This is a genomic window from Puniceibacterium confluentis (assembly GCF_007923445.1).
Lineage (GTDB): Bacteria > Pseudomonadota > Alphaproteobacteria > Rhodobacterales > Rhodobacteraceae > Puniceibacterium > Puniceibacterium confluentis.
Genome location: NZ_VOJI01000005.1, coordinates 232,267 through 249,243 on the forward strand (window position 1 = coordinate 232,267; position 16,977 = coordinate 249,243).

General features: G+C 62.7%; 16 protein-coding genes. 12 read left to right on the plus strand and 4 right to left on the minus strand.

Features of this window, described 5'->3' with window-relative positions; genetic code table 11:
* Nucleotides 1–538 precede the first annotated feature (538 nt).
* The 11 genes from FOY53_RS08260 (at nucleotide 539) to FOY53_RS08310 (ending at nucleotide 11,160) form a co-directional block, all read left to right on the plus strand.
* Complete coding sequence (locus tag FOY53_RS08260) at nucleotides 539–1,318, plus strand: 23S rRNA (adenine(2030)-N(6))-methyltransferase RlmJ (RefSeq protein ID WP_146587642.1); 780 nt, start codon at nucleotides 539–541, stop codon at nucleotides 1,316–1,318.
* A gap of 280 nt (nucleotides 1,319–1,598) precedes the next feature.
* Complete coding sequence (locus FOY53_RS08265) at nucleotides 1,599–2,024, plus strand: tellurite resistance TerB family protein (protein ID WP_146587644.1); 426 nt, start codon at nucleotides 1,599–1,601, stop codon at nucleotides 2,022–2,024.
* A 45-nt stretch (nucleotides 2,025–2,069) separates the two neighbouring features.
* On the plus strand, nucleotides 2,070–2,510 hold the full coding sequence (locus tag FOY53_RS08270; protein ID WP_146587646.1) for a tellurite resistance TerB family protein: 441 nt from the start codon (nucleotides 2,070–2,072) through the stop codon (nucleotides 2,508–2,510).
* A 336-nt stretch (nucleotides 2,511–2,846) separates the two neighbouring features.
* Nucleotides 2,847–3,617, plus strand: coding sequence for an ABC transporter ATP-binding protein (locus tag FOY53_RS08275; protein WP_146587648.1), 771 nt, complete (start codon nucleotides 2,847–2,849; stop codon nucleotides 3,615–3,617).
* Between the two features lie 55 nt (nucleotides 3,618–3,672).
* Nucleotides 3,673–4,401: a transporter substrate-binding domain-containing protein gene (locus FOY53_RS08280; RefSeq protein ID WP_146587650.1), complete on the plus strand. Its 729-nt coding sequence runs from the start codon at nucleotides 3,673–3,675 to the stop codon at nucleotides 4,399–4,401.
* Nucleotides 4,402–4,489: 88 nt separating this feature from the next.
* A complete protein-coding gene (locus tag FOY53_RS08285) occupies nucleotides 4,490–5,374 on the plus strand; it encodes an ABC transporter permease (protein WP_146587724.1) in 885 nt (294 codons plus the stop codon).
* Nucleotides 5,371–6,177 (plus strand): ABC transporter permease, encoded by an 807-nt coding sequence (locus FOY53_RS08290; RefSeq protein WP_146587652.1) that lies wholly within the window; start codon nucleotides 5,371–5,373, stop codon nucleotides 6,175–6,177. The genes FOY53_RS08285 and FOY53_RS08290 overlap by 4 nt, the downstream gene beginning before the upstream one ends.
* 139 nt (nucleotides 6,178–6,316) lie before the next feature.
* On the plus strand, nucleotides 6,317–7,651 hold the full coding sequence (locus FOY53_RS08295; protein WP_146587654.1) for a glutamine synthetase family protein: 1,335 nt from the start codon (nucleotides 6,317–6,319) through the stop codon (nucleotides 7,649–7,651).
* Nucleotides 7,652–7,733: 82 nt separating this feature from the next.
* On the plus strand, nucleotides 7,734–8,417 hold the full coding sequence (locus tag FOY53_RS08300) for a type 1 glutamine amidotransferase (protein WP_146587656.1): 684 nt from the start codon (nucleotides 7,734–7,736) through the stop codon (nucleotides 8,415–8,417).
* Entirely contained in the window at nucleotides 8,414–9,775 is a 1,362-nt protein-coding gene (locus FOY53_RS08305; RefSeq protein ID WP_146587658.1) for a glutamine synthetase family protein, read from the plus strand. Before FOY53_RS08300 ends, FOY53_RS08305 begins: the two co-directional genes overlap by 4 nt.
* 80 nt (nucleotides 9,776–9,855) lie before the next feature.
* Nucleotides 9,856–11,160 (plus strand): NAD(P)/FAD-dependent oxidoreductase, encoded by a 1,305-nt coding sequence (locus tag FOY53_RS08310; protein WP_146587660.1) that lies wholly within the window; start codon nucleotides 9,856–9,858, stop codon nucleotides 11,158–11,160.
* Nucleotides 11,161–11,385: 225 nt separating this feature from the next.
* On the opposite strand, the gene phaR is transcribed toward FOY53_RS08310, so the two are convergent.
* The 3 genes from phaR to FOY53_RS08325 all read right to left on the minus strand — a co-directional run bounded on the left by phaR (nucleotide 11,386) and on the right by FOY53_RS08325 (nucleotide 14,527).
* The gene (gene phaR, locus FOY53_RS08315) at nucleotides 11,386–11,934 is read right to left on the minus strand and encodes a polyhydroxyalkanoate synthesis repressor PhaR (RefSeq protein ID WP_146587662.1); all 549 of its coding nucleotides are present in this window, start codon (nucleotides 11,932–11,934) and stop codon (nucleotides 11,386–11,388) included.
* 212 nt (nucleotides 11,935–12,146) lie between these two features.
* Entirely contained in the window at nucleotides 12,147–12,605 is a 459-nt protein-coding gene (locus FOY53_RS08320; protein WP_146587664.1) for a phasin family protein, read from the minus strand.
* A 119-nt stretch (nucleotides 12,606–12,724) separates the two neighbouring features.
* Complete coding sequence (locus tag FOY53_RS08325) at nucleotides 12,725–14,527, minus strand: PHA/PHB synthase family protein (RefSeq protein WP_146587666.1); 1,803 nt, start codon at nucleotides 14,525–14,527, stop codon at nucleotides 12,725–12,727.
* Between the two features lie 109 nt (nucleotides 14,528–14,636).
* Here FOY53_RS08325 and phaZ point away from each other — a divergent pair, with 109 nt between their 5' ends.
* Nucleotides 14,637–15,905 carry a polyhydroxyalkanoate depolymerase gene (gene phaZ, locus FOY53_RS08330; RefSeq protein ID WP_146587668.1) on the plus strand — a complete coding sequence of 423 codons (1,269 nt, stop codon included), beginning with the start codon at nucleotides 14,637–14,639 and terminating at the stop codon, nucleotides 15,903–15,905.
* Nucleotides 15,906–15,997: 92 nt separating this feature from the next.
* On the opposite strand, the gene FOY53_RS08335 is transcribed toward phaZ, so the two are convergent.
* Complete coding sequence (locus FOY53_RS08335) at nucleotides 15,998–16,966, minus strand: Gfo/Idh/MocA family protein (protein ID WP_146587670.1); 969 nt, start codon at nucleotides 16,964–16,966, stop codon at nucleotides 15,998–16,000.
* Nucleotides 16,967–16,977 lie beyond the last annotated feature (11 nt).

Here is a 16,977-nt window from a genome sequence, read left to right on the forward strand (position 1 = left end):
CCCGACGTATAGATCCCATGACCTATTCCCGTCAGGCCTGAACCTTTGCGCAAATGCTTATGGCGGGCCCCTCCGGTATCCATATGGGTATCGCAATCAGCTCTTGGGGGGCTCAAAATGGTGACCATCAGAATAACGACCCGGAGAAACAGAATTCAGTGGCGGCTGAGCGGCCGGTATCTGGCCAACCGGATCAGACGAACCCGCAATTCCCGCTGCGACCGGGTGAGCCCGATGTGCCGCGACGAACTGGCCGCACTTTTTGCCGCCGACATCTTTCAGGCAGACCGCGCGCATGAGACGCGCGCCGCGAGCAAGCGTCTGACGATCATCTAGAAAAGGTGACGTCGAAACGCTGCGGCCCGAATGCACGAACCCTGTTCGGGCCGCAAACACTCGCGCGGCGCAGCCGCCACACCCCCGGCATCACCGGGCAAAGAGCGAATGCCCCTGACCGCACCAGACATGCGATCCCCGACCGGCGCGCGGCAACGCAGCCCACTTGCGCCCGTCCGTCGCGACGGGGCATAAGCAGCGGATGCTGTCCTATCAACATCACTATCACGCTGGAAATCTGGCTGACGTTCACAAGCACGCGTTGCTTGCCTGGATGCTCACGTACCTGATTCAAAAAGACAAACCACTTTCGTATATCGAAACGCACGCGGGCCGTGGTCTTTACGATCTGACAGCACCCGAAGCGGTCAAGACCGGTGAGGCGGCGATGGGCATCACCCGCGCCCAAAGCTGGTTCGCCCCCGACCATCCCTACCGCAAGGCCGTGGACTCCCTGCGGACTGATCTGGGGGCATCGGCCTATCCCGGCTCCCCCCTCATTGCGGCCAAACTGCTGCGGGATCAGGACACCCTTCATTTCGCAGAGCTTCATCCCGGAGAGGTCGCCGCCCTTCGCGAAGCGCTCTGGCAGTACAGGGGGCATACATATCAGCAGGATGGCTTCGAGCTGGCGCAAAGCCTCTGCCCGCCGGAACCGCGCCGGGGCCTGCTGCTGATCGACCCGAGCTACGAGATCAAGTCCGACTATGACACCATCCCGAAAACTCTGGCGCAGCTGCACCGGAAATGGAACGTCGGCGTGCTGGCCCTCTGGTACCCACTTCTGAAATCCGGCGCACATCTCGAGATGCTGGGTCAGTTGCAACGCGATCACCCCGATGCCCTGCGTCACGAAGTGACATTCCCCCCGATCCGGGACGGGCACCGGATGATCGGCTCGGGGATGTTTGTGATCAACCCGCCTTTCGGCGTCGAAACCGAGACAGAATTCCTGACCCGGAAGTTCGCCCGGCTGACGTAGGGCCACGGCATCTGGCCGCCACGGCGAGGAGAATCGTGAATCGTTCCGCAGCTTGGTGTGACACGGTGATCCGATCACCCGGCCCGCTTTGGGCGAATCCGCCGCCGAATTGCCTCAAAATAACTCTGGACCGACCAGAAGTTGCCCCGCACACTGCCTGCCGGGGGTGCGCCCGCCCGCTGCACCGCCCGCTGCAACGGAGGCCGCCATGTCGACACCAAGTCCCCGGACCCTTGTTTCCGCCCACTTCGTTCCGCGCCATCCCGGGGTGGACTGATCCATGTCTTCCCGCCTGCATCACTGGCTCAGCGCACCGAACGCCGCCTGGCTTGATCCGGCGGATACACCTTTGGCGATGGCGACGTTGCTGGTACGCATGGCCCGGGACAATACTCTGGCGGATCTGCTGCGCCCGTCACAGATCGACCACATCCTGGCCCAGCGCTATGATCTGACACTGGCCGAAGCCGGAGACATGCGCCGCGCCTCGGAAGGCTGCGCCACGGTGGCCCCCCGGACGGAAGCGCTGGCCCGGCTGATGCGGTTGAACGTGCCACAGTCCGAGCGGGCTTTGCTGGCGGTCTGCCTGCAAAATGTCCTGCACGCGTCCGGGACCGCTAGGGGCGCCTCCGGCCTGCCTACCGGCGCTGTGGCGCGGATTCTGGGAATTGACGCGCAATCCCTTGTGCCGCCGGGAAATTCTTGATCCAATGGCCGGTGACAAGATCCCAACAACATCGTCCAAGGCACCATGTTCGCAGATTTCCTGAAACGGCTGACCCAGGCCGACCCAAGCCCGCTTGCCGACTCGGATGCGCGTCTGGCCCTGACCGCCCTGTTGGTCCGGGTCGCCCGGTCCGACGGCAACTATGACCACCTCGAACGCCAGCGCATCGACCGGATCGCGGCGGCGCGCTACGGGCTGCCGCCCGCCGACGCCTCCGACCTGCGCATGCAGGCCGAAGAGCTTGAATCCCAGGCGCCGGATACCGTCCGCTTCACCCGCGCGATCAAGGATGCGGTGGCCTACGATCACCGGATCGCCGTGATCGAAGCGCTGTGGGAAGTGGTTCTGGCCGACGGCGTACGCGAGGCAGAAGAGGATTCGCTGCTCCGGCTGGTCTGCAGCCTGCTGGGAGTCAGCGATGTCGACAGTGCTCTGGCACGCCAGCGGGTCACCAGGGACCCCTGATTGCATCCAGGCGGATCTGCGATCACAGCGAAACGCCCCGGCTGCCCGCGTCATCACCGGTTCCGGTCTGGAGTCGTCGCGGCTGCGTCAGGCCCCGCAGGCGGCAGACGAACGGTGCCTTCTTAACCCCGGGGCATTCCGCCCCCGCACGCCGTCGCCGGTCTGCCGCAGGCCACCTGCATGGCGGTGCCACGCCCCTGAATCGCGCTGCCGCGTGGCTGACCAATGGTCAGTTCGCGGGCATATCGCGCCAAATTGCCGAATTGCGCATTGCAATATCGCGAATTTTGCCGCCATCCTGCGGGGTATCGATGATCAGCAACCGGCAAGGCCTACGTGACAGACAGCACCCCCGTGATCGCCATCCGCAATCTCCACAAGCAATACGGCGCGCTTGAGGTTCTGAAAGGTGTCGACATCACCGCGCGGCGCGGCGACGTGGTTTCACTGATCGGTTCCTCGGGATCGGGCAAATCGACATTGCTGCGCTGTGCCAATCTGCTTGAGGACAGCCAGCAGGGCGACATCCTGTTCAAAGGTGAACCGGTGGTCTGGAAAGGCCGCGCCATGGCGCGCCGCCCCGGTGATCCGAAACAGGTCCTGCGCATCCGCACCAATCTGTCGATGGTGTTCCAGCAGTTCAACCTCTGGTCCCACCTCACCATTCTGGAAAACGTGATGGAGGCCCCTGTCACCGTGCTTGCCCGCGACCCGGCCGAGGTCGAAAAAGCTGCGCGCCACTATCTGGACCAGGTGGGCATCGGCGACAAATGTGACAACTACCCCGCGCAGCTGTCCGGCGGTCAGCAGCAACGCGCCGCCATCGCGCGTGCGCTGTGCATGGAGCCCGAAGCGATCCTTTTTGACGAACCGACCTCCGCGCTCGACCCCGAGCTCGAGCAGGAGGTGGTGAGGGTCATCAGGGATCTGGCGGCAGAAGGGCGCACCATGCTGATTGTGACCCATGACATGAAAATGGCCCGCGACGTCAGCAAGCACGTCGTGTTCCTGCACCAGGGGCTGATCGAAGAGGAAGGTCCGCCAGAGGCTCTCTTCGGCGACCCCAAATCGGAACGTCTGCAAGGCTTCCTTCAATCCACCACATGAGATCCGGTGCCAGCAGAGCACCGATTCCAGCAAAAAAACACCAAGGGAGAACCACATGAAACAAATCCTTCTCGCCACGGCCGCTTTTGGCCTGTCCGCCTCGATGGCCTTTGCCGCCGCCCATTCCGTCGTGCGCCTTGGCACCGAGGGCGCCTACCCTCCGTACAACTTCATCAACGACGCCGGTGACGTCGACGGCTTCGAACGTGAGCTCGGCGACGAGCTGTGCAAACGTGCGGAACTGACCTGCGAATGGGTCACCAACGAATGGGACAGCATCATCCCCAACCTGGTGTCGGGCAACTACGATGCGATCATTGCCGGCATGTCGATCACCGACGAACGCGACGAGGTCATCGACTTCACCTCGAACTACACCCAGCCCGATCCGTCGTCCTATCTCGCGCTTGACGGCGCAGAGCCGGACTACGCCGCTGGCGTTTTTGCCGCGCAGGCCGGCACCATCCAGGCCAGCCATATCGCCGCATCGGGTGCCACGCTGGTCGAATTCGCGACACCGGATGAAACCGTCGCCGCCGTGCGCAACGGCGAAGCCGACGCCGTGCTCGCCGACAAGGCCTATCTGCTTCCCATCGCAGAAGAGGCCTCGGACCTGTCGATCGTGGGCGATGACGTCCTGATCGGTGGCGGCATCGGCATGGGCATCCGCGAAAGCGACACCGAGCTCAAGGACAAGTTCTCGGCCGCCATCGACGCGATGAAGGCCGATGGCTCGCTGAACGCGCTGATCGAGAAATGGCTGCCCGGCTCGGCGACCTTCTGAAGACCTGACCCGATGGGGGGAGGCGCGGACGCCTCCCCTTCTTCTCTTTGCAAATACTCCCTTGCCGACGCGCGCCAGAGGCACCGCCATTTTCAGTTTCTGCACCGATCCCAGCACCCTGTCCGATGCCGCATGGCTCGGCTGTTACCTCACGACCGGCAAGCATATGGCGCTCTACTGGTCCTTCGGGACCGTGCTGCTGCTGCTGGCGATCACCGCGCCCACCGCGCTGGCCTTCGGCTTTGGCGGCGCTGCGGCGGCGCGCTCGCGGTTTCTGCCGCTGCGCTGGTTCGGTCAGGCCTATATCGCCATCGTGCGCGGGGTGCCGGACATCGCCTTCTTCCTGTTCTTCGTGATCGCGCTGGATCAGGCCTTCGAATACATCCGCCACCGCATCAAATGCCCCGACTGGGACCAGCCGGTGCGCCAGGGCAATGACTTTGTCGTCTGCGCCGAAGCCAAGCTGCCGCTGGGCAACGCCGCGCAATGGATACACGAAACCTATGGCTTCTTTCTCGCGGTACTGACCTTCTCGATCGTCTTCGGCGCCTTTGCGGCAAATGTCCTGTACGGTGCCATGCGCGCCGTGCCACACGCTCAGCTGGAAACCGCCGAGGCCTATGGCATGACACCCCGCCAGACTTTTCGCCGCGTCCTGGTGCCGCAGATGTGGGTCTATGCCCTGCCCGGCCTGTCGAACCTGTGGATGGTGCTGATCAAGGCGACGCCGCTGCTGTTCCTGCTCGGGGTCGAGGATATCGTCTACTGGGCCCGCGAGCTGGGCGGGTCCAAGACACCGCGCTTTACCGACTACCCGCATGGCGACTGGCGGATGTGGTACTTTTTCGCCCTGCTGGTGTTTTACCTGTGTTTCACCCGGGTTTCCGAAATCGTGCTCGAGCGGCTGATGGTCAAACTGACCTACGGCCAGGCGACGCTGGGCGGCGAATCCCAGCGAAAGGCGGCGGCATGAGCTGCTGGGACACCCTCGCCGACTATGGCCTGCGCTCGATCGGCATCGGCGAACGGCTTTTGCCGCGATCGGATTTCACCCTGTGCCAACAGGTCGTGCTGATCGGATCGGGCATGATCTGGAACATCTATTTCGGCCTGGTGGCGCTGGTCTCGGGGTTTCTGCTGGCCACCGCAGTGGCACTTGGCAAGGCATCGGGCCATCGCGTCATCCGCAAACTGTCGGAATGGTTCATCTTCGTATTTCGCGGCTCGCCGCTGTTCATCCAGTTCTTCTTTGCCTACTTCGGGTTTCAAAGTCTCAAGTCAGTCTCGTCAGTCTTTGATGCCTTCTCGGCCGCCTGGCTTGGCGCTCTGATCGTGTTGTTCCTGAACACCGCGGCCTACAGCGGCGAGATTTTCTATGGCGCCCTGCGCTCGGTGCCGAAGGGCGATGCCGAAGCGGCGGATGCCTATGGCCTGTCCGGCTGGTCCAGATTCCGCCGGATCATCTGGCCGACGATGCTGCGCCTTGCCTGGCCCGCCTATACCAACGAGGCGATCTTCCTGTTCCATGCCACCACATTGGTCTATTTCTCGGGATTTCCGGCCTGGCAGCAGCGCGGCGATGCGCTGTACTATGCGAATTACTTTGCCGACAAGACCTTCAACCCGTTTGTGCCCTATCCGATCCTGGCCGGGTACTTCATCCTTCTGACGCTGACCGTTGTCTCTGTCTTCGGACTGATCAACCGCCGCCTCAACCGCCATCTGCCACAGGAGCAGCGTCTCAGAATGCGGTTCCGGCCCAACCTCATCCGCTGATCCGGACCCCGGCTCGGCGCCGACACCCTGGGCACGGTCCAAAACTCAAACCGATTTTCCTCTTGCCAGCCCCCCCGGGCACTCGTTATCCCTAATTTGATCAAATTCCCCCCAACCCCGGTGCCCCATGTCCTCCGCCATGAAGAACTACCTGCGCAAACATCCCGAGGTCCGCACGATCCGTGTTGCCGCAGCCGACCTCAACGGCCAGCCGCGCGGCAAGCGTGTGCCGTCACGCTTTGCCGACAAGGTGGTCGAGGATGGCACGCGGTTTCCGCTGTCGGTGCTGAACCTCGATATCTGGGGCGAAGACGTTGACGACAGCCCGCTGGTGTTCGAATCCGGCGATGCCGACGGCGTGCTGAAGCCGACCGAGCGCGGCTTTGTGCCGATGCCCTGGCTGGAAGCGCCGACCGCCCTGCTGCCGATCTGGATGTTCCGCGAAGACGGACGCCCCTACGACGGCGATCCGCGCCAGGCGCTGCGCGCGGTGGTGGATCGCTACAAGGACAAGGGTCTGACCCCGGTTGTGGCGGTCGAACTGGAATTCTTCCTGATCGACGACTCGGGGCGCAACCTGCAGGTGCCGATTTCGCCGCGTTCGTCGAAACGGCGCAAGGCCGCGGAAACCATGTCGATCCGGGCGCTCGACCAGTTCGACACCTTCTTTACCGATCTCTACGACGCCTGCGAAGCGATGGACATTCCAGCCGACACCGCCATTTCCGAGGCGGGCCTGGGCCAGTTCGAGATCAACCTGATGCACGGCGACGATGCCCTGCGCGCCGCCGACGATGCCTGGCTGTTCAAGATGCTGGTCAAGGGGCTGGCACGCCGCCACGGCTTTGCCGCCTCGTTCATGGCGAAACCCTACGAGGATTACGCCGGCTCTGGCCTGCACACCCATTTTTCCGTTGTCGACCGGAACGGCGCGAACATCTTTGACGACGGCGGGCCACGGGGCACCGCACTGATGCGCCACGCCGTGGCCGGCTGTCTGAACGCCATGCACGATTCCTCGCTGATCTTTGCGCCACATCTCAATTCCTTCGACCGCATGGTGCCGGGGGCGCATGCGCCGTCGGGCATCTGCTGGGCCTATGAGAACCGCACGGTGGCAATCCGCATTCCCTCGGGCAGTTCTGCCGCGCGGCGGATCGAGCACCGGGTCGCAGGGGGGGACGTCAACCCCTATCTGATGCTGGCGGCAATCCTGGGTGCCGCTCTGAACGGGATCGAGGATGGCGTGGAGCCGCCGGATCCCGTGACCGGCAACGCCTATGCGCTGGACCTGCCGCGGATTCCGACCACCTGGGGCGATGCGATCGACGCTTTTGAAAACAGCACCGAAGTGCCGCGCATCTTTTCCGCGGAACTGATCCGCAACCTTGTCCTGACCAAGCGGCAGGAACTGTTCTACATGGCCGAACTCAGCCCCAACGAACAGGTCGAGATCTACCTCGACACGGTGTGACACCGGCGGCGGACAGGCGGCCCCTTGCTGCCACTCCGCTGCCTCTCTACCTTAGGGATGACAGTCCAAAAATCGGGGCCACATGAAAATCGGCATTCTGCAAACCGGCCATGTCGCGGACGACCTCGTCGCCGAGAACGGCGACTATCCGGAAATCTTCGCAACGTTCCTTGCGGGGCGCGGCCTGAGCTTTGACAACTACGCCGTTGTCGACGGCCAGTTCCCCGAGGGCCCCGACGCCGCCGAAGGCTGGCTGATCACCGGATCGCGTTTCGGCGCCTACGAGGATCACCCCTGGATCGCGCCGCTCGAACAGTTGGTCCGCGACATCTACGCGACGGGCCGCCCGTTGATCGGCGTTTGCTTTGGCCATCAGATCATCGCCCAGGCACTGGGGGGGCGGGTCGAGAAATTTTCCGGCGGCTGGTCGGTGGGGCGCAAGCCCTACGTGCTGAACGGCGAGGAGGTGAACCTGAACGCCTGGCACCAGGATCAGGTGACCGCCCTGCCCGAAGGCGCGCAGACCGTGTGCAGCACCGACTTTTGCGCCCATGCCGCCCTGCTGTACGGCGACAGGATCTTTACCATCCAGCCACATCCGGAAATCAACCGCACCTACATCAAGGGCCTGCTGGAGCGCCGCGCCGTCGGCGTGGTGCCCGAGACCCTGCGCCAGTCCGCGCTTGGCGAGTTGGACAAGAGCACGGACAGCGACCGGCTGGCAGACCTGTTTGCGCTGTTTTTCCGGGAAAAGAGGATTGCATGAGCGACTGGAGTGACGAACTTCCCGAAGCCGCGCGGACCTATCTGGCAGACCGCCGGCTCGACGAAGTCGAATGTATCATCTCGGACCTGCCGGGCATCGCCAGGGGCAAGGCGGTTCCGGCGTCGAAATTTGCGCGGCAGAAATATTTCCACCTGCCGGATTCGATCTTTTTCCAGACCATCACCGGTGACTGGGGCGAAGCGGCGGATGAAAACGAAGGCTTCATCGAACGCGACATGATCCTGAAACCGGACATGAGCACCGCCACGGCCGCGCCCTGGACAGGTGACTGGACACTGCAGGTGATCCATGATGCCTATGACCGCAAGGACCGCCCCGTCGGCTGCGCGCCGCGCAATGTGCTGAAACGGGTGTGCGATCTCTACAAGGCGCAGGGCTGGCAGCCGGTGGTGGCGCCGGAAATGGAATTCTTCCTGGTTGCGCGCAACATTGACCCCGCCAAGAACATCGAACCGATGATGGGGCGTTCGGGCCGCCCTGCCGCCGCGCGACAGGCCTATTCCATGACCGCGGTGGACGAATTCGGCCCGGTGATCGACGATATCTACGACTTTGCCGAAGCCCAGGGCTTTGAAATCGACGGCATCACCCAGGAGGGCGGCGCCGGTCAGCTGGAAATAAACCTGCGTCACGGCGACCCGGTGAAACTGGCCGACGAGGTGTTCTATTTCAAGCGGCTGATCCGCGAGGCGGCGCTGCGCCACAACTGCTTTGCCACCTTCATGGCCAAGCCGATCGCCGACGAGCCGGGCAGCGCCATGCACATCCATCATTCGGTGCTGGACACCGCCACCGGCAAGAGCATTTTCACCGGCCCGGCAGGCGGCGAGACGGATGCGTTTTTCAATTTCATTGCCGGGCTGCAGGTACACATGCCCGCCGCCCTGGCGGTCATGGCCCCTTATGTGAACAGCTATCGGCGCTACGTGAAGGACCACGCCGCGCCGATCAATCTGGAATGGGGGCGCGACAACCGCACGACAGGCATCCGCATTCCGCTGTCCGGGCCGGAATCGCGCCGGATCGAGAACCGCATCGCCGGCATGGACTGCAATCCCTATCTCGGGATTGCAGCCTCGCTGGCCTGCGGCTACCTCGGCATGATGCAGGAACTGCGCCCGTCGAAGCAGTTCAAGGGTGACGCCTATGAAGGCGAAGGCGACATTCCCCGGGTGCTGGGGCAGGCGCTGGATCTCTTTGATGCCTCCAAAGACCTGCACGACGTGCTGGGGCGCGAATTCGCCCGGGTCTATTCGATCGTCAAGCGCACCGAATACGAGGAGTTCCTGCAGGTGATCTCGCCCTGGGAGCGCGAGCACCTGTTGCTGAACGTCTGACATTCTGCCCGGCCGGACCGGGGGCGCGGCCCCCGGACCCCCGGAGTATTTTCGAAGAGAAGAAATCGGGAGCCGGGCAGATGGACCTGCTGTTTTCCAACGACAGGCGGGGGCACTATCCGCCCAGCTGGTATGCCGCCACCGCCGACTCCCTGCCGCCCTTTGCGGCGCTGAAGGGAGACACACGCGCCGATGTCTGCATCGTGGGTGGCGGCTACACCGGGCTGTCCGCAGCCCTGCATCTGGCGCAGGCCGGTCTGGATGTGGTGCTGCTCGAGGCGCACCGGGTCGGGTTCGGCGCCTCCGGGCGCAACGGCGGACAGCTGGGGTCCGGTCAGCGCCAGGATCAGACCGTGCTGGAGTCGATGGTTGGCGCAGACCACGCGCGCCAGCTCTGGGAGATGGGGGAAGCGGCAAAGGCGCTTGTCCGCAGCCTGATCGCAGAGCACCGGATCGACTGCCATCTGAAGCCCGGCGTGGCCTGGACCGCCTCGTCAGAGCGCGACGTCGGCCATCTGCACGCTTACGCCGCGCATCTGTCACGGCGTTATGAGTATGACCGGATAGAGGTGCTGGACCGGGGCGCCTGTTTTGCCCTCTGCCCGTCGCCGGATTATCGCGGCGGGATACTGGACATGGGCGCCGGGCATCTGCACCCGCTTCGCTTTGCCCAGGGGCTGGCGCGGGCCGCTGCGGCCGCCGGCGCACGCCTCCACGAGGCGAGCCATGTCCATCACATCACCAGGGGCGACACCGCCGTTGTCCAGACCGACGCCGGCCGGGTCACTGCGCGCCATGTCATCCTTGCCGCGAATGGCTACCTTGGCGGGCTGGAGCCGAAGGTTTCCGCCCGGGTGATGCCGATCAATAATTTCATCGTCGCGACCGAGCCGCTGGGCACACGCGCACGGGAGGTGCTGACCCGGGACGTGGCGGTGGCAGATTCGCGGTTCGTGGTGAATTATTTCAGGCTCAGTCACGACGGGCGGCTGCTGTTCGGCGGCGGCGAAAGTTACGGCTACCGCTTTCCCCGCGACATCCGCGCCGTGGCGCGCAAACCGATGCTGAGGGTTTTTCCGCAGCTTCGGGACGTCAGTCTGGACTACGCCTGGGGCGGCACCCTCGCCATCACCATGAAACGGATGCCTTACCTGACCCGGCCGGCGCCAAATATGCTGTCGGCCTCGGGATATTCGGGCCACGGTGTCGGCACGGCGGTGCATGCGGGCAAGCTCATGGCGCAGGCCATCCAGGGCCAGGCCGCGGGTTTTGACACCCTCGCCGCCGTGCCCCTGCCCGCCTTTCCGGGCGGGGGGATGCTGCGCAGCCCGCTGCTGGCTCTGGCGATGAGCTGGTATGCGCTGCGGGACCGGCTGGGGCTGTAGCAACCCGGCGCGCGCTGCGCGCTTGGCGGCGTCACTGTCCTGAGCGGGCGGCCGATCAACGCAGGTCACGCCCGTATGCCGGCCATAGGTCCTGGCGCACGGCGGGCGCGAACCTGCGCCCTGTCCGATTTCCAGGGCCGACCCGGATATCCGGCCGCCACATCAGTGTGCGGCGGCCCGTTTCGATGCGCCCGGCATCGCGACCGGTCGTCAAGCAGACCGCTGTCAGCCGCCCATCTTGTTGAGCTTTTTCTGCAGGGCCGCGAGCTCTTTCTTGATCGCTTCGAGGTCTTCGGGTGTGCCCTCTTCCTCGGGAGCGGGGCCGGACCACTGTTTGCCGACCGATCCCGACACCGCCTTGAGGAAGGCTTCTTGCTGGGCCTGGACCGCTTCGAATCCCGGCATCTTGGTCATCGGATTGATCGAGCTCATGTTCTCGACCCACTTCGACTGGCTGTCGCGGAACATCTCGAAGCTTTGGGCCAGAAACTGTGGCACAACGCTGGTGGCCTGCGTCGTGTAACTGCGCACGAGGTCGGTCAGGACGTTGATCGGCAGGACGCTCTCGCCCTTGCTTTCGTGCTCAGCCACGATCTGTAGCAGATATTGACGCGTCAGGTCGTCACCCGACTTCAGGTCGACGATCTTGACCTCGCGGCCCACACGGATGAAACCAGCGATATCCTCAAGAGTGACGTAATCACTGGTCTCGGTGTTGTAGAGCCTGCGACTTGCGTAGCGTTTGATCAGCAGCGGTTTGTCCGGGTCAGCCACGGGGTCCCTCCCAAGAATGCAGCGGTGCAGCAAAGTCTAGGCCGCTGTCGGGCAAATGAAAAGGCTTAGCTGCGCGCAGGTGCACATGGATCCTCCGGCACGAAAAAGGGCGGGTTCCGAAGAACCCGCCCTTGAGTTGTACCGTTTGGGAGGAGAACGGCACGACTCGAACAGCTTTGCAGGCCCTTCGGGCCGCGCACCCGTGCGTTGGCTTACTTGACCGGCGCGGCTGTCGCTGCTTTCTTGGCAGCTGCAGTGGCGTCGTTGGTGGCCTTCTTGATCGCGGCGGAAGCATCCTCGGTGATGTCCTTGCCGGCAGCCATCATCAGCTCGACAGTGTCCATCTGCACCTTTTTCGCGATTTCAGCGAAAGCGGACATGTTCTCGGCGGCGGTTTCGGCCTGAGCGGATGCGAAGTCGGTCATCGCCTTGGCGTAGTCAGCGGGCTCGGACTTGGCTTTGGACATTTCGGCCAGCTTGGCAAGCGTGTCCTTGGTCCACTTGGTCGAGATTTCGGTCGACTTGCCAGCGGCTTCCAGAGCCACACCCGAGAGCTTTTCGCTCAGGGTTGCAGTGGTCTTGAACGCGTCGTCCATGGCTTTGGTGTCGACCGGGAATGCGCCCATCATGTCTTTGATTGCGGCGGTGAAATCTTGTGCTTTAGCAGCCATTTTAGTGATCCTTTCGCTTACGGCGGGCCCACCCCGCCTTTCCTGAAGCTGTCACCAATATGCATGCTGCGGCGCGGCATTTCAAGTAAAATTGCTGCGCCGCAGCAAACTTCTGCAAGCTATTGATTTGACTGTCTGGCTTTGATCTTCACATAGCTGCCGGGCGCCGGTTCAAGGCTCGGATGCTGCGAATCACCGGGGGTGCGCGCCTCGGTCCACTTCCCGGAACGCTTGGCCAGCCAGGATTCCCAGCGCGGCCACCAGGACCCCTCACTGAACTCGGCCCCGTTCAGCCAGTCGTCCGGCGTGGCGCTCAGGTCATCGTTGGTATAGTGGCCGTACTTCTTCTTGCTGGGCGGATTGACGATCCCGGCAATGTGCCCGGACTCCGAAACCACAAAGGTCTTGGAACGGCTGCCCATCCGCTGCACCCCGCGGTAGCAGTCTTTCCACGCGGCGATATGATCGGTTTCGCAGGCGATGGACATCAACGGCACCGAAACGTCCCTGAGATCCAGGGTGTGGCCCATAAGCTCGAACGTGCCATCAGCGAACTTGTTGTCCTGACACAGACGGCGCAGATATTGCACCGCCATCTTGCCCGGAAGGTTCGCCCCGTCGCCATTCCAGAACAGCAGATCAAAGGCCGGGGGCGTTTCCCCCATCATGTAACTCTTGATCGCCGGACCGTAGATCAGATCGTTCGAGCGCAGATAGGAAAACGTCCGCGCCATGATAAAGGACTTCAGCAGCCCGGTATCGCCGATCTCGTTTTCGATCCCGTCGATGAAATCGTTCTGCAGGAAGGGTGTGAATTCCCCCTGATCGCTGAAGTCGGTGAGCGCCGTGAAGAACGTCGCGGATTTGACCGAGGTGTCACCCTCCTGTTTCATCAGCGACAGGGTCAGCGCCAGTGTGGTTCCGGCAATGCAGTAGCCAACGGCGTTGACCTGTTTCTGACGCGTGATCGCCTTGACCTCGCGGATGGCGGTCAGGAAGCCTTCGTCGATATAGGTGTCCAGACCGACATCGCGATAACTTTCGTCCGGGTTGATCCAGCTCACCACAAACAGGGTGTAGCCCTGGTCGACAACCCAGCGGATCAGGCTGTTCTCGGGCTTCAGATCCAGAATGTAGAACTTGTTGATCCACGGCGGGAACAGAACAATCGGAATTTCCCGTACCTTCTCGGTGGTCGGACTGTACTGGATCAGTTCCAGCATCCGGTTGCGATAGACCACTTCGCCCTTGGCCGTGGCGATGTTCTTGCCGATTTCGAACGCGCCTTCGTCGGCCAGCCTCACCACCAGCTCACCGTTGTTGGCCTCGAGATCCGCGACCAGGTTCTCAAGCCCCTTCACCAGCGACGCCCCCTCGGTGTCCACCGCTTTCTGCAGCGCATCCGGGTTGGTCGAGAAAAAGTTGGTCGGTGCCATCATGTCAACGATCTGCCGCGCGAAATAGCGCAGGCGCCGCTTTTCGACCGGCTCCATGTCTTCGATATCCTCGACCGCCTGCTGCACTGCGGCGGCGTTGATCAGGTATTGCTGCTTGATGAAATTGAAATAGGGATGTGTATCCCACAACGGGTTGGAAAAGCGCCGGTCCTTGGGCCCGGGGTCTGCGGGGGCCTGCAGCTTGCCCTTGGCCAGAGCCTGCTGGGCCTCAACGAAATGGGTGACAGACTTGCCCCAGAAACTGATCTGATGCTCGAGGATCTTTGACGGATTCTGAACCCATTCCTGCCAGTATGCGCTGACGGCCTTGCCGTAGAGGTCCTTTCCAGGGCCCGACAGGGCCGGGTTTACACGCTGCTTGCTGCCCATCGCGGCCAGGAGCCTTTGGGTCAGCGCCTCGACTTTGGTCAGGTTTTCGTTCAGCCGCTCAAGTTCTTCGGATGCGACGATGTCATTAGTTGTCATTGCGAGATTTCCCCCGTATCTTCGCTGCTGTGCAGAATACCGTCGCCTCAGTCGGGGGGCAAAGCGACGATTTGGCCCGGACCCCGTTCCGGAAACAAGGAGACGCAACATGCGCCAGATGGCGACTTACGACCTGATGGAAACCATCAGGAACACAAATCAGTGGATGGGTGCTACGGCACGCACTCTGGCGTCCTACCCTGCCTTCGCGCTGTTCTCCAACCCGGCGATCCAGTGGATGGCCGCCTGGGGCGAAGTGGCGGAACGCAGCTTTGAACGGATGAACGCAAAGCCCGACTGGGGCATCCGCAGCATCACCTGCGCGGACGGACGCGACCATCTGGTCAACATCGAAACCGTTGTCGAACGGCCCTTCGGCGACCTGCTGCACTTCGATGTCTCCGGACGCGAGGAACAGCCGCGCAAGATCCTGTTGGTCGCGCCGATGTCCGGCCACTACGCAACGCTGTTGCGCTCGACCGTGATCTCGCTGATTCCCGATTGCGAGGTCTATGTCACCGACTGGCACAACGCCCGCGACGTACCGGTGAGCGCCGGCAAATTCGACATCGAGGACTACACCCTCTACCTTGTTGATTTCATGCGCCATCTTGGTCCCGACACCCATGTGATCGCGGTCTGTCAGCCCGCGCCTCTGACGCTTGCAGCCACCGCCTACCTCGCCGAAGAAGATCCCGACGCGCAACCCCGTTCGCTCACGCTCATCGGTGGTCCAATCGACCCTGATGCAACCCCGACGGATGTCACTGACTTTGGACGTCGCGTCACGATGGGTCAACTGGAAGAGACCGCAATCCAGCGCGTCGGCTTCTCTTATCCGGGTGTCGGACGGCTTGTCTACCCCGGTCTGTTGCAACTGTCGTCCTTTGTCTCGATGAATTTGGACCGGCATTCCAAGGCGTTCAACGACCAGATTCTGCGTGTCGCCCGGGGCGAGGCATCGGATCACGACGCCCACAACCGTTTCTACGACGAATACCTGGCGGTGATGGACATGCCCGGCGAATTCTACCTCTCGACGGTCGAGAGGATCTTCAAGAACGGCGAGATCGCGAAGAACGAATTTGTTGTCGCGGGCAAGCCGGTGGACATCGGCAAGATCACCAAGGTCGCGGTCAAGACCGTCGAAGGCGCAAACGACGACATCTCGGCCCCCGGGCAGTGTGTCGCGGCGCTTGCCCTCTGCACCGGCCTGCCTGATTCGATGAAGGCCAGCCATCTGGAACCGGGTGCGGGGCACTACGGGATCTTTGCCGGCAAGAGCTGGCGCAACAACATCCGCCCGCTGGTCCTGGAATTCATTGACGCGAACTCGGGCAAGAAGAAACCGACACCGGCCAACAGCAACGCGGCCTGAGCGATTCCCCGGAACAGAAAGGCCCGGCAGATCCGTCTGCCGGGCCTTTCTTGTTTGGCGCCACGGCGGTGCCGTGGCTGGGCTTTCACAGGTCAGCGGACAGCGTCAAACACCATATCCATCATCGCCTGCGTGCCGCGCGAAAACTCCAGCGGACAGGCATAATCCGCCCCGCCCTGCACCGTGGCATTGAAGGCCGCGACCTGACGCACATAGTGATTTTCCGCCGTGAACCGCCAGACCTGCGTGGTCTGCTCGGGTCCCGAAAGCGCGATCCGCGCCTCACCGTAAACCCCGGCGTTGAACGGCGCGGTCAGGGTCATCACCGCTGCATCGCCGTGAAACACGATTTCCTGATACGGGGCCATGCGCATCGAGACCAGGCCGGTGTAGTGGAAGGATGGGAACTGCGCGGTCAGATGCGCCGTCGTGTCGACATCGCCATCCCAATCGATCCGGGTCGACAGGATCCTGTCCGGTTCTTCCCCGGTGACGAACCGGGTTGCGCCAAAGATGTAAACCCCGATGTCACGCAGGCCGCCGCCGCCGATATTCTTGCGGTTGCGGATATTGTTCGGGTCGGGATTGTTGTAGCTGAACGTGGCGCCGACCCGGGCAATTTTGCCGATTGCGCCCTGGCGGAACAGTGCCTGCGCCTTGGTCCATTGCGGATGGTGCAGAATCATGAAGGCTTCGGCAATCAGAACACCGGTGCTGTCGCTCAGCGCGATCAGGTCATCAATCTCGGCGGCGTTCAAGGCGATGGGTTTCTCGCACAGCACGTGTTTGCCGGCCTCTGCCGCCTTTTTTGTCCATTCCACATGCAGATGATTGGGAAGCGGAATGTACACCGCATCAATATCCGGGTCGGCCAGCAACGCCTCATAGCTGTCATGGATCCGCAATCCGGGCGCCATCGCGACAAAATCCGCCGCCTTTGCCGGATCGGATGTGGCCACCGCGGTCAATTCGCCGCCATTCGCCAGATGGATGGCCGGGGCCATCTGCCGTTTCGCAAAGTTTGACGCACCCAGAATGCCCCAGCGTACAGTCTTTGACATGTTTTGCTCCC